The organism is Aliiglaciecola lipolytica (assembly GCF_018860635.1).
Classification (GTDB): domain Bacteria; phylum Pseudomonadota; class Gammaproteobacteria; order Enterobacterales; family Alteromonadaceae; genus Aliiglaciecola; species Aliiglaciecola lipolytica_A.
On the sequence record NZ_JAHKPT010000007.1, the window covers coordinates 48,677 to 62,649 of the forward strand.

At 43.6% G+C, this 13,973-nt stretch carries 13 protein-coding genes; 1 reads left to right on the forward strand and 12 read right to left on the reverse strand.

Going from position 1 to position 13,973, the window contains the following annotated elements; translation table 11 throughout:
- Nucleotide 1: 1 nt before the first annotated feature.
- From KO530_RS03380 to KO530_RS03435, 12 genes are all read right to left on the reverse strand, one after another.
- A complete protein-coding gene (locus KO530_RS03380; protein ID WP_216046989.1) occupies nucleotides 2-403 on the reverse strand; it encodes a GPW/gp25 family protein in 402 nt (133 codons plus the stop codon).
- Nucleotides 400-2,244, reverse strand: a complete 1,845-nt coding sequence (locus KO530_RS03385) for a hypothetical protein (RefSeq protein ID WP_216046990.1) — start codon at nucleotides 2,242-2,244, stop codon at nucleotides 400-402. Before KO530_RS03385 ends, KO530_RS03380 begins: the two co-directional genes overlap by 4 nt.
- A 7-nt stretch (nucleotides 2,245-2,251) precedes the next feature.
- Nucleotides 2,252-2,911, reverse strand: coding sequence for a phage baseplate assembly protein V (locus tag KO530_RS03390; protein WP_216046991.1), 660 nt, complete (start codon nucleotides 2,909-2,911; stop codon nucleotides 2,252-2,254).
- A gap of 62 nt (nucleotides 2,912-2,973) precedes the next feature.
- Nucleotides 2,974-4,050, reverse strand: a complete 1,077-nt coding sequence (locus tag KO530_RS03395; RefSeq protein ID WP_216046992.1) for a phage late control D family protein — start codon at nucleotides 4,048-4,050, stop codon at nucleotides 2,974-2,976.
- A complete protein-coding gene (locus tag KO530_RS03400; RefSeq protein WP_216046993.1) occupies nucleotides 4,043-4,213 on the reverse strand; it encodes a hypothetical protein in 171 nt (56 codons plus the stop codon). The genes KO530_RS03395 and KO530_RS03400 overlap by 8 nt, the downstream gene beginning before the upstream one ends.
- Entirely contained in the window at nucleotides 4,210-5,697 is a 1,488-nt protein-coding gene (locus KO530_RS03405; RefSeq protein ID WP_216046994.1) for a CIS tube protein, read from the reverse strand. The genes KO530_RS03400 and KO530_RS03405 overlap by 4 nt, the downstream gene beginning before the upstream one ends.
- Nucleotides 5,698-5,736: 39 nt before the next feature.
- Entirely contained in the window at nucleotides 5,737-6,273 is a 537-nt protein-coding gene (locus KO530_RS03410) for a phage tail protein (protein WP_216046995.1), read from the reverse strand.
- Entirely contained in the window at nucleotides 6,273-8,348 is a 2,076-nt protein-coding gene (locus KO530_RS03415) for a phage tail sheath family protein (protein WP_216046996.1), read from the reverse strand. The genes KO530_RS03410 and KO530_RS03415 overlap by 1 nt, the downstream gene beginning before the upstream one ends.
- Before the next feature lie 26 nt (nucleotides 8,349-8,374).
- Nucleotides 8,375-8,824: a phage tail protein gene (locus tag KO530_RS03420; protein ID WP_216046997.1), complete on the reverse strand. Its 450-nt coding sequence runs from the start codon at nucleotides 8,822-8,824 to the stop codon at nucleotides 8,375-8,377.
- Nucleotides 8,825-8,848: 24 nt separating this feature from the next.
- The gene (locus KO530_RS03425) at nucleotides 8,849-10,756 is read right to left on the reverse strand and encodes a phage tail sheath family protein (protein ID WP_216046998.1); all 1,908 of its coding nucleotides are present in this window, start codon (nucleotides 10,754-10,756) and stop codon (nucleotides 8,849-8,851) included.
- 90 nt (nucleotides 10,757-10,846) lie between these two features.
- Nucleotides 10,847-11,650 carry a hypothetical protein gene (locus KO530_RS03430; RefSeq protein ID WP_216046999.1) on the reverse strand — a complete coding sequence of 268 codons (804 nt, stop codon included), beginning with the start codon at nucleotides 11,648-11,650 and terminating at the stop codon, nucleotides 10,847-10,849.
- A complete protein-coding gene (locus KO530_RS03435; RefSeq protein WP_216047000.1) occupies nucleotides 11,647-12,255 on the reverse strand; it encodes a DUF4255 domain-containing protein in 609 nt (202 codons plus the stop codon). Before KO530_RS03435 ends, KO530_RS03430 begins: the two co-directional genes overlap by 4 nt.
- 811 nt (nucleotides 12,256-13,066) lie before the next feature.
- Between KO530_RS03435 and KO530_RS03440 the strand changes: the two genes are divergently transcribed.
- Nucleotides 13,067-13,969 (forward strand): PEP-CTERM sorting domain-containing protein, encoded by a 903-nt coding sequence (locus KO530_RS03440; RefSeq protein WP_216047001.1) that lies wholly within the window; start codon nucleotides 13,067-13,069, stop codon nucleotides 13,967-13,969.
- Nucleotides 13,970-13,973 lie beyond the last annotated feature (4 nt).

The window sequence follows — 13,973 nt, forward strand, 5'->3', positions numbered from 1 at the left end:
GCTACTCCAGATAAAAGGGAAATACAAGATTTTCACGACTTCCGTCCTGAACATGAGAATATCGAATGCTGATCATTGCGACAGAGGGATCTTCGCCACCATTCACTTTGACTTCTTCGAGCTTTATTCTTGGTTCCCAACGGCTAAGCGCGCGTTCAATATCCCGCTGTATCCCAGACCAAGTAGCAGAATTATTCGGTTGCATTAAGTAACGTCGTAAACCACAGCCAAAATTAGGTCGCATAATTCGCTCCATAGGCTCAGTCTGCAAAATCATCCAAATTGACTGTCGCACTTTTTCAGCACCTTCAACATAAGCGATAGTTTTATCTGCTTGGCTAGGTTGGACTGGAAATGCCCAGCCCTTGCCTAAAAATGCCTTCAGTGGGGACGACTGGGTCATGCAGCCTCCTTGTTCAATTCAACTTTTTCAAAGTACACTAAGCCACTATCAGGAGTGGGCAGTATCCCCGCTAATTCAGGGTGTTTTACGTCTTGATACTCCGTTTGCATAGCGATAAAAATGCCCGCCAGTTCATTCAAACTGAGACTGCTTAAACCTGGGCTATCGCCACCATTTTTGATGTCAGCTCGCATGTCGTCACTAGCATTGATGCCGTTGGCTATCATTAATCCTAAGTCGTTAGCCAAAACCCCTTCATCCACGTAGGTTTTTTCGTTATCTTTTCCTTTATTTACAGTGATACTGAAATTCGGTTGATTAAATTTAGCTTCCAAATCGGGACCTTCAATGGCCACCTGAACCGCTAAATCAGCCGTAAATTCGGTCATCAGTTCGACATGAGCATCAATCGAGGCATTAAAATCTGCGCCAAAAGAACCGTCAAAATTCAAGCTGCCCACCAAGCCCGCATCAAACTGAAATGAGGGTGGAATACAAAATTTTAGTTTTAGCAAAAACCATAAATTGAAAATGAATAGCAAAATAGGTAAAAACAGACGGAATAAAAACATCGCAACAATGAAAAAAAGAAAAATCGAGAAGAAACAGATTTGCTGACCCGCACGAGTTAACGGCTCTCCGCCTTGGGGCATATCCATACTATCAGTGGCAAAGTTAAGGGACGACTCCGCTGGAGCTATAATCCGAGCACTTGCTCCTCGCCCTGCAGGGGCATTATTGACTTGATTACGAATAGCCGGTAAGTCAGGTAATTTGATATTTACCGGTCGATGGCTAGTGCCATCTAGATCAAAATGAGCAGCAATTTGATAACCTTCGGTTGCTTCACTCCAAATTACATCACCGCAACAGTCAGCGTGGTTTTTCTGAATGGGGAATTGACTATGGTGTCGACGCACAAAACAACGTATTTCATATAGATCAGCGTCATCAAACCTTGGATTATTGTTGCTATCAACATCAGCTAAACTAGTTGGTATAACGCCAAACCAAAGGGTTTTGCCATTGGCAGAGTGATTAGGATTAGTTGGATCAGCGATAAGCGGATACATGGGAATTACCTGTTCTGTAATCTGCTCAGGTGTTTCTTCAATTGGGAGCCAGTTTCCCACGCCTTTTAAATCACTGGACTTCCAACCTTGTAGTTCAATTTTAATGTCGCCGCTTTGGCTCAATTGGTCTAACTGTCCATTGGTGTCTTGCAGCTTTTCAGTGAGTTTTTCAGCCGTACCAGATTGCAAACCAGAAAATAATCGCGCGCTTTTGGTTTTTAACAGTCCACTAATATCGCTGCTCCGTTGAGATTCTTGCAACTGTGCTGTTTTTACTTGCATATTGACTTTATTGAGGTCATTTTGCAGTTGGCTGCGTTGCTGTAATAAGGTCTCAACTTTGCCTTTTAGTTCCGGTGTGATAACTGGCACACGACGACGAACCACAAATCCTGCTTCACACACTTTGTTACGCTCGACTTGCGGGAACCCAGCCACATCACAATGCAATTCACACACCACAACATAAAAACGGCTATGGGTATCTAGGTAAAGTTTCAAAGGAGTGTGAGACTGCGCGCGCTCTATGGGAGTAATCACCTGATTAGGATCACCGCTAAAGGGCTGAACAAAATCTTCACTATTAAAGCGCAATGAGTGCTGCGGTTCATTGACAAGATTGTTCGCAAAATTAGCATCCGCATATTTCTGAATAATAGGAGCAGAAAAGCGGTTTAAAGCCGTCTTGGTGACCGCGTAACCACCTAAAGAAGAAGGCCGATACCACGGACCAACCAATTTCCAAGGATGCTCTGATGTATTTAACATGGCAGAGTTACCATAAGTTACCTACCCCAGGAGTATAAGAAGGTGACACTACAGCGGCACTGGCGATGAGCGTTGTACAATTGATAATACCGTCAAAATTAGCCACTGGTGCGTGCACGTTAAACGCCGCAGCGTTCAATTCAACCGTAGAATTAGCGGTAATTTCGATGGCACCAGACGCTGAAAATTCGATTTTATGCCCACCTGAATGTGTCAACGTTATGGCACTCGATGCCTCATCCAATATCAGTTCATGCCCACCTGCGGTTTTTAATGTAATTTTGGCCGCTCCTTGACTATCATCAAATTTAAGTTCACTTCCCGAGCGGGTTTTTAAGGTACGAATGTTGTTTGCATCTTCAGCTTGTTCCGGTGGCACAGCCGCACCGTTCCAACAAGAACCGATAATATAAGGTCGACGCAAATTACCTGCCTCAAACGCAACGACCACTTGAGAATCTACTTCAGGCATAATTTGTAAACCTTGATCATCATCCGCATAAGGTGTAGTCAACGTACTCCAAGCTTCAACATTTGAATCACTCAACCAAGGAAAACTGACTAACACTCTTCCCAAATTTTGAGGATCAACAAGATTTACCACTATCGCCGGATAAACACCGAAATAGCGTTGTCTGCCGCCATCAGGCGCATATTGATTTGTCATCTGCCACTCCTTAAATGCATGTTGTATCCTCAATTGAAAATTGTATAAATAAATCCATCTCGCTAATTAATATATGCTCGTTGAGCTTCAAAATGAGTTTGATGCCCCTCCGCCAAGGTGAATAATTGCTCCAGCTTAGTTACGTAATAACCATCTCCAGAAAACGGTGTTCCAATTTGCTCTAAAGTAATAGAGCTACCGACTACTAAATCTGCAACACCTACCGATATGGCATTGACAGTTACAAATTGCCGCGCCCTGCGTTGCATCTCAGCTATCGCCCAAACTGAAGCCTCTTCAGCTTGCAAGGGCACTTCCATTACGCGTTTGCTAATCCGTTCACCAAAGGCATTTTTCAAGATACTGACACCTGAACGCCCTGCTCCGATTTCGCTGCTAATGGCATCTTCATCTACCCACTCATCGATGGGTTGTTTTTGCATAGCGTCATATCCAGCAACGTGCACTTTTGTTTTTTGATGGGCTAAATCTGCACTTACCCGTACCTGCATCAAATCTGTGCCTCGAATTAACGTTAAACTAGTGCCACTGCGCTTATCTCGCGTTTTAAAATGTAAGGTTTCAGCATCTACCCATACTTCTGCTTGCAATAAACGGGCGCGCTCCCGCAAAAATGCAAGATCGCTCATATTGCACTGCTGAATTTGGTTATAAGTAGGTCCATCCGCATCCACCTCAATTTGTAAACCATGTTGGTTGGCGATTTCCTCGACAATTTGTTGATCACTCATTTCTTCGTAGGTTTTTGAGATACGAGTCATACGCAAATCCATCAATCTATCTTCCGCGCAAAAACTAAATTCTGGCTCTTGTCCTTCTTCAAAATGGATTTCCAACGCACTGATATAGCCATTAAAAATCAATCGCTGCCGGCTACCTGCACCAATGGCTACTTTCACCTGTTTGCCGAAATCCAAATAACGTCCATCTAAATACAACAAACTCTCTGCTCTTTGCCCTGCCATTGGTCCAATTGCGGTAAACCTTGCTTCAAGGGTTTTGAGTCCGTCTAGCCCCTCTTTTACACTCATGTACACCACATCTCGAATCAGTTCATTGATGTCTTCACCATCCACGTTAAATGCTGGTTTGGCGTTAAAAAATAGCGAGTCAGTCATCCAAACCTTCTGCTTTAGTTCGTTGTGATTTACTAAATTGACGTTTAATCGCTGCTTCTATTTTTTGTTGTTCTAGATAGCGCATATCCGTTTCTTGTTTACCTTGCTCACGCTCAGGTTGAACAACCACTTCAGTTACAATGCGCTCAATATAGGCGGTCATTTCATTACTCCATTACATAGACATGCACTCGATTGGCCCGAACTTGAACTCCCCTTTGACCCAGAATCAATTGCTTGTCGCTGAGTATCTTTGTGAGGTAAAGCCACCCAAGCCGGAGTCGAGGCGTTAGAACTAAAAGGGACATCTCGCGTATTGCGAGCAATGGAACTATCACGGTCTGTGTACACTTTCATAAGGCTTTGAGTTTGCGACACGCCAAATAAAGGCTCTAATGGAATGCCTTGACCATAGGTGATCGCTCTTTGATCGATAACTTCTGAGAGAACAGCAGATTCATCTGATGCTTTTGTAACACCTGTATTGTGTGCTCGAACCAGAGGGGTACGGGTAATAGACGCATTGTTATCAGTTGCAATGGCGAGATCTCGATCGGCCAAACTAACAGAACTGAACAAATCGCTATTGATGCCAAATGCAGACACACTCATTTGGGTTTGCTGTTGATTCTTTTGAAATTTAACGGCATTAATCGTTGCACCAATACCACCGAGACTAGACATTGCTTTGCCCGCAGAATCAGCATCGCCTTTGTTATTTGCGGAAACCATAGAGCCGGCAATATCTGACTCTGAGGAATTGGACAAATTTAAAGCCGAAGATGCTTTTTGGTTAACATCTGAATCGGCATTTACACCACTACTAACACCTATACCAGGACTACTATCTGAGGCTGAATTAAACGCAACCTGACTGCCGGCGGCAAGATTTCCCCCTCTATTTGAGCCAGTATCCAAGCCTCGCCATGCGGCTGGGTCTACTCCCATTCTGGCAGCGAACTCAGCGCCCATTTCCCCCTCTAACGCTAAACCCACTTTTGCTCCAGCGGATAAGTCGATACCGGCACTAACACCTATACCAGCGCTAATACCTATGCCTGCAGAGACACCTAATCCCGCCCCCATACTCACACCTGCAGAGAAGCCTAAATTAGTTCCAGCTCCTGGTAATGCAAGCTTCGCTCCTGGACTTTTTGCATTGCCAGTACCGCGATTTGCAGGCTTAAAAACGATTGTCGGGTCTTGCTCTTTTATACTTAAATTAACCTTTGCTCTTAACGGATACCCGTTAGCTGCAAAGTGCTCCAGACTGACATCAATACTGTCAGCAATACCAACGACGGTAAGGTCTCCCCAGCTGAATTTAAGTTTAGGAGGCGGATCAGGATTGTTTTCTGGTGTGGATATAAATTGTTCTAATTGTTTGGTTTTTTGGCGCACCGAAACAGGCGCATTTTGACTGCCTTCATCGGCAGTATCAAAAACAAGTTCCATGCTAAGGACACGAGAGCTATTCCCCGTTTGTTGGCGTACCTGTTTGGCAGCTGAACGACCACCTTCAATTTGATTGGTGATGCGAATTTTTAAAGAGGACGGATTAAACTGCACAGGAAAAGCTTCACCATCTTCGGTTTCCGCTTCATCAGCCAAGACCTTTTGTAATGTTGCTTTTACTAAATTACTCACTAATACAATCCTTATATTGTTATCACAATGCTTAAAACACTAGTCAATTAACATCCGTAAACCTTCATGGGCTAAGTGCAGTTCCTCTAATGCAACATCACCGCTTTTTGCATTGAGACTGGGGCCACTGACTTTAGTGGGCAATGCCCGGTCAAAAGCCCAAGTGGCAATAATTGGCGCATCTTTGGACGTGTTTTTTCGATGACCATAGACCTTAATAATGCCGTCATACCGAGAAACCGGTAGGCTTCCTCCCACCACCGATTGAATCCATTCCCAAACATCTGTGGCAAGTTTGTTATCGCTGTTATAAAACATGCCTCTTTTGAGCACTATATTTTGATATTTGGCGTAACCAACTTGCTGGATTACACCATCATTTCGTCCACCTTCTTGAATCTGTTGCACGTCCATTTGTATTTCTAAACCGCTGCATTCAGCGAAGCCTCCATCTCCCAACACATCTTTACCGCTGCTATTTGCACTTGGCGAAAGATTGCTCCCAGATTCAATATTTGCAGCTTTAATTAAGCTAATTTCAAAATTGAAATTTGACAGTAGAAATCGTGTTTCCATTATTTGCTCACCATTTTCAAAGACCCATCGGCTTCGCGGCTAAACTGTAAAACGATGTATTCCAAGGGCTCTGCTGGAGCAACTCCAATATGCGCAACTAACCTCCCCGAATCGATAATTTGAGCGTTATTTAAGGTTTCATCACAACGTACAAAATAGGCCTGCTCAGGAGCTGCCCCCTGAAAGGCGCCGGCAATAAACAGTTGTTTCAAAAAACTCTCAAGTTTGAACTTCACATCTAGCCATAACGCTGGGGTATTGGGTTCGAATACCACCCACTGCATCTGTTGTAACAGCACCCTTTTCAACATCACCATTAGTCTGACCACACTGAGTTGCCTCCATTGGCGCTGCTGACTAATGGTTCTTGCGCCACTTAGCCAAATGCCGTCGCGCTGCTGCACAAAGACGTTGATACCTATTGGATGCAACTGATTATGAAAATCTTCGGAGACGTTAATTTGTAAAGAAAATACCGATTTAGCTAGTCGATTCGCAGGACCATGGGTCAATCCATGCTGTAATTCACTTGCCGCGATAACGCCAGCTGCCACCGCAGAAGGATTAATAATCTTAGGTGTGCCGCCAACTTGGCCATCGGGATTGTATTGATTCACTTTTAACCAAGGATGATATGCGGCGCAATATTCACTGTTGAACTTAGACCGCCACTGCAATATTTGTTGCGGTGTCTGCTCTGGTGGTACGTCTAGCAACACCACAAACTCTTTCAATTGACTGGCGAAATAAACGAGCTGTTGTTGCAGCGCTATTATGAGTTCTCGGTCTTGATGGTCTTGCGGATCTAAGCGTAATTTAGGTAATGAAGGGAGCGCTTTGTCAACTTCCAGCAACTCAGTTTCCACTTCAAAACAAGGAGCGAAATCTGCGCCAGACAACAATTCAGGCTGAAGATTATGATCTACCTTGTCAAAAGACTCAGGCGCATATAAATCTGGTACTGCCAATAGTGAGCAATCAACTAGGTTCGCTAAACAATGTACTCCGCTGCCAAAACGCTCATCGCCTGGCACCCAACTCGTATCAAAGAAATCTGCGTGATCTATATCCTGATAACGATCTTCTCCACCACTAAACAAACAAGGATTGACGCTTAGTTGCTGCGCACTGCTTAGCGAGTCTAAGTTTTGACTAAAGGGATCCAAGGTCACTGGAACAAGCTCAGTTAACAACCAGTCAAGTTGCGGATCGACTAAATTCGACTCAGTCAATAAAACCCGTCCTAGAAAACGCGGATGACTAGGGCTGAATGCTAGTTTTATAAATTCTTCGGTTATTCCTGTTGCACTATCAATAATACTAAATTGACCTTCTACCCATTCAATTTTCGTGGGTTTACTAGGTAACGGAGCAGTACTGAAATCCAGTTTCCAAAATTCCGATGCAGCGAGGGTATTGCCTTGCCATTTGATTTGGTTGATAAAGCGATATTCTGAGAATTGCTCCTCAGGATGATGAGCATCATCATTAAGCAAGCGTAATAAACATCCACTTTCCAACCCCTGAGTTGCCGCAAAACACACTGAAGTGGTGTCACTGATGTCCCTTAAAAACTCAATAGGAGTAAAAGAAATGCCTGCCGCGGCCTTGAGTTGATTTCCCCAAATACCTTCGTTCTTTGCACTTAAACCTATGGCTAAACCATCAGCGCTCAGGTTATGAATTTGGCAAGATGCCACTGCATCAGCATTCACGATGTTGTCTGCATATTCATGGACAATCCGGCAGATGTAGGCCTCTTGACCACCCTGTTCGAAGAAATTTGCAACTGCGTAAACCAATCTTGCTGGGGATTCAAAGCCGCCATAAAGACGTCTGAACTGCTCCCAACTACTCACTTTTACAGCGACGGTTCTATCTCTAACTAACCAATTATTGGCAATTTTTTGCAAATCGAGTTCTTCATCAGAAGTAATTTGATGACGCCTTGACGGCCCCTTAGGAGCAACGCCCACAAAAGCGCACACATCCATTTTTACCTGACCCAGTTGACGCTGAGTTCGATCTGCTATGGAGATGATATTAGGTGCACCAAGTACCATGCCTAACGCCATTGAATTGCTCCTAAATTACCAACCAATTAACTGTATTTACAGCCTTCACAGACTAAGCTAAGTTCTTCCATCGCCACTTCTCCGCCCCCTTTAGCGGCCAACGAGGGTCCAGTCCATTTTTTCGGTTGAGCTTTGCGAAGCTCCCAACTGGCTACAGCTTCTCTTGCTTCATCCAATAAGGTAATCACCACTAATCGCGGTTCATGGGCTCCTGCGCTGACATTACTCAACCATTCCCATAAGGAAGTAGAACCAATTAAGCCTCGTTTTAAAGTGACGTCATCCACTTTGAAAGTATTGGCAATTTTGCGCACAGTATTGACTTTTTCATTACCATTTCGGTACTCGGCATAACTCACCTCTACCCCTAAACCACTGACATCAGAAAAACCACCGACTAACTCGGATTCCTGTCCATCATTGAGTGATACTAGAAAATTAAAGGCGCTGTAGGGATCTTCTCTAAATGTCGCCATAACAATAGTCCTCTTGTAAATTAGTTAGCTTGCATCAGCTGTATATTGTCCAATCCGGAAAATCACAAACTCCGCAGGTTTTACTGGTGCAATCCCAATTAAACAAACCAAACGACCGTTATCTAAATCGTTTTGAGTCATAGTGGTGCGGTCACAGCGAACAAAAAATGCATCTTCTGGTTTTGCTCCTAGTAGCGCGCCATCGCGCCATAAAACCAGCAGAAAATCTTCCACCATGCGCCGAATGTTGTCCCAAAGAATCCGGTTATTTGGCTCAAACACAGCCCATTGACTGCTTTGATCAATTGAGTTTTCAATGAAGATAAATAAGCGACGTACATTGACGTACTTCCACTCAGGGTCAGAGCTCATGGTGCGCGCGCCCCACACTCTGAAGCCACGCCCTTCGAAATAACGTAAAGCGTTGATGCCTTCAGGATTAATTACTTCGTTACGGGGTTTGTTAATATTCAACTCGAACCGAGTCAAACCACGAATCACTTCATTAGCAGGTGCTTTATGCACTCCTCGTTCAATATCATTGCGGGCATAAATGCCAGTTATAAATCCGCAGGGAGGCAATGCAATCTGTCTAGGGGGGGTACCTTGTGAAAAACGTTCATTGGGATCAAAGATATTGATCCACGGGTAATATAAAGCGGCATATTTACTGTCAAATTGCGCACGAAAATCACGTATTTCGTTTAACGAACTATTGATGGGTCCATCAACAACTGCAATTCGATAACGCTCTCGTTCTGCGTGAGACACTAAACTTTGCGCGGCAACCCGACTCAATAAAGGTGAGCCCATATCCCCAGAGTCAGGCAAGGCAACAATGGCAATATCTTCCACTTCGGCTAACGCTTCTAAACCGGTTGCCTTAAGACTAGCATCATCAGGATCCGCTGCACTTCCGGTTAAATCGTCAGGACTGACCATCACGCCATCATTACCACCTTCGAATCGATAGCCGTAAATATCATCAGCGCCATCAGGACCGCGAAGATCAGCGGCTAATTGGGCCGCTGCAATCTCATTACCAGCGGTAGGCTCCCAATTAAACCAAAATGGGCAATTGGGATCTTCAGGATTTGTAATATCAAAAATTCGCCCTAAGTATCGTTTTTGCGCCGGGTCAGTGGCAAGCTCAGCATACTCACTAATCTGACTTCCAATGGTCACTTGAATACGTAATTGGATCAGTTGCACTACGTCAGTATCGACAAGTGCCGTAGTGCTACCATCAGCAGCAGAAATAAAAGTTTGTTGACCGTCAGAATCAATACTGACTACCCTTAGAGTATCTATATCCAGCGGTTGATTACCCACAGGCGCGGGTAAATCTGCCTCAGCGGTTACCTCGACGACCGCCCCATTTTGTACACCTCGCACTTGTACTAAACCTAAATCATCATTTTCATAGGCGATATTTTTACTTCGGGTAACCAATACTTTGACAAACATATTGCCCATTTCACCTGGCCATCTGGCCTGTAAAATCGCATCAGAATTGCCGCTAATAGGAACAGCCGCGCGGCCAATCCCCCAAGCATCTGCTGCAGTATCAAAATCGCTTGAATCGGCCCCTGTATTTGCTGCAAAAACACGAGAAACGTACAAACGCTTCCCGCCGTTCTCAAAAAATGCTCTGGCACTGTGGGCAAGATAAGACAATCGTGGCGCAATTGTACCGCCGTCATCTATTTGAATGTTTTCTAACGCGCCATAGACTCGTTCAAATTCAGTAAAGCTAGTTATCAGTCTTGGTTCGCAACTTGTTGGTCCTTGTATCCCTTGCTCTCGATAACAAACCGGCCCCCATTTCGCCATTCCGGCAAAACCTGTGGTGCTGGTTGGTACACCTTCGATTGATTTTGATCGAAAGCTAACTTCCTCTACAAAGACGCCTGGGGCTAGATATTCTGGCATGGCTCTTGTGCTCCTTTACTATCGGCTAATCCGATGATTAATTCGTTTATACAATTTAGAATTTCGCTTAAATGAACATGTAGGCGTTCTTTAAGGTGGATTGAAAACAATGTCGCTGACGTCATGACTAGACAACATCTGACTCAATTGAAAAGATATAGACACTGAACTTTGTGACGCCACGTAGTCAGTAGGAATGACTTCTCCCGAACTAACAGGATCACTTGCTTGTGGATCGGTGACGACTTCAATAGGCAAATCCCAATAAGGGTCTAGGTTGTTGGCAGGCAGCTGCGCAATAGGGGTAACTCTGGCGTAAACCATTAATTCAAATGAAACCCTTTGATTAAGGCTTTCATCAGGCACCGCATTGGGCGGAATAAGTATTAAAAACTCTCCGCGATCATCTCCCCTAGCTCGCGCTAAAACCGTGTTTGAATCTAACGGCGAACGCAACTCAATAATACTCCAACGCAGGGGCGAATCATTAAACATGACTTTGCCCCGTAAACCAGTAGTACGACCATTGATTGGATATCCAGCGCCAGGGTACATTACCGGTCGTCGCTGCCGTGACTGCAAATAATCTTCTGGCTGCGCCGACTCTATGCCCAAAATTTGTTGCAGGGTTAACACTGATATTGATAATCTGCGGGGCACATAGCGACGATATGCATCAAAAATTCGAATTTGAATTGCGCTGCTCAAATCAGCGCGGTAGGCCAATGAAAATCGTCCAGATGGATGCCTTAATAATTGAATATCTGAGGGTTGCTCCACATCGATATTCACCGCAAAGGGTAAATCATCGCGGGTTAGCGCATCGACCGGCAAAATACCGAGTAACAGCCGTTTATTGACAGCAATTGCTGAATTAAATAATGCGATTGTCATGGCTGCACCACTTCACTGGTGAGCTTTTGAGTCGCAAGTCCAACTTCTCGAAGCGGCTCTTGTCGGCGGCCGTGCATAACTAGCATTTTGGCCATATATGGCACACATAGTTTATAGTCCACAGGAAGTGAATCAAAAATTCGCATTAAGTCTTCGGTAGACAAATCCTCTAAACTAATTTGTATACTATCGTTGGGCGCCCAATTCGTGACGGGGTCAAGCATGGGCCCAGTTAGCAAAGGATTATCTTCTAAACACTGCATGGTTCTGCCAAGAATTCGATATTCTTGATCCGCTGTAATTCCCCATGGAATCATCAAAAAGTGAAACTCAAGAGGCAAGTAGGCCCTGCCTTTAGCCATTGCTTTCCCTGAATATGCAGCCCTACTGGTACTATTGAAATCAACTCGATATAAGAACAGCGCGAGACAAGGTGGTGTGATAAGCGGGTTATCTTCTAGATTTAAATCTTCGGTTCGAGCAAGCACAACAGTGGTGTCAGTAGAACTCGATCCACCGGGTATGGGTTGCTGTTGATCAAAGCAGTGGCTTAAAAACCGTACCAAACTACTTCCGACCGCGGCTACAGATGCAAAGTCAGCCATTTCTGTACACTCATAAACATTGTCTCATCCATTGAACAATTAACCTGTTTAAAAATAAGAGCTTTATCTGAGGAGCATCGACACGTACTTTAATTAAATGCCACGATCAATGAGCTCACCCAATTCACACGAGGCTCCATATGCTCTCGACTTGAACAGATTTGCTAGACTGCTATTTAAAAAATATTGATCACAATACCCTTGGGTATTTTTTCTTAATGCTCGCTATTAACTACGAGATAAATTCAGGAAGGAAATGCAAAATCCTATATCTAAAGCGGTAAAACCTAAAACTGCCAACGATTAAATATTAGGCGATTTATCACTTATTGCAACCTAATAACGACCAAAAAGATCACATTTTGAGCAAATGTATACTTCAAAAACAATCCCCATAAGTTGGCAAGCCTTACTACTGCTGGTTCTAAACTACGTTCTCGTTAACCGAACAAATCGAAAAATTTTTAGGATAAATATGAAGTGTTGTAGCGTTCTCATTTAACCAGTGAAAAATGGTTATTTTAAAACGACTACGAGTGTTGCTTATAGGCTACAAAACAATTTTATTATGGGGCTATTTGATATCAATAAAATCCATTTATTCCGTTTTAAATTTTTCTTTAACATCTCTTTATTAAAAAAATGCACATATTTTGACCTTAAATTCTCAAAATTACGCCTACTTAAAATAGCGGTTTTTTCGATCGCTAATATATCTGTTACTAAAACGAAGTTTGCAGGTTTGTGTTGTTTAACACTGGAGTACTGCAAGGAAACTAAGTAGGCAAATTTATTTACATTAGGAAAGAAAATGGAACTTAGAAAACACATTATAAGAACAAGCAGTGCAGTACTGTTTAGTGTCTGTGCTATTCAACCGGCAATATCTGCTGTCATAATCGATGATCCGTCTTACTTTGTTAGACCTGCCCTTAGAGTAAGCGCAGGGGAAATAATAGATGGGATTAGGGTAAATAGTGAAACTGAAGCCACCCTTAGCCAAGGTGTTTCGGGATATTCAGAATCCACTGTTAACCTAAGTGAAGGTACCGTAAAGATGTACTCCTCTGAATATGGGTCAACTTTAGATGGACTGCAAACTTTTGGTAGTTTTGGTGAAAGAGTGACCATTAAAAATGGAGCAGGAAGTAGCTGGGATGTGGGCTTTGATATCGAAGGCTTCTTAGAGGTGTATGCGGGCGCACCATTGATTCCAGGCGTAGATACATCACCTGGTATTTTTTATGATGTAGGCATTGCGGTCTATAATGCAGGTGAAGTATCGTGGAATAACTTTGTGCCTGGTTTTAACGATTCTTCGCCCGTTTTGTACGAGTATAGTTCAGCCTATGATTCTATTGACGCTGAGGCAGAAAGTAGTTTCTACGATCTATTTACCAGTGCGTTGGGGTCAGTGGAGATTGCATCAGATTACGAGGTTTACGATATTTTTGCTTTTACCAATGTAATTGTTAATTCAGATTACGGAGACGGATTAGAGGCCTACGATGCAGATTTCTTACACACAGCGTCATTCAACATGAATTTTGCCGATGGAGTGGATGCTTATTCTAGTTCAGGTGATTTTATGGGATTAGCTAAACTGCCTGTAGATGACGGCGATCCTAGTCAGATCCCAGAACCTGAGTCCTTGTTGTTATTTGCATCAGGAATTGCGCTGTTCTTCACCAGGCGTAAGCTTATAGTCAGCTAAGCCG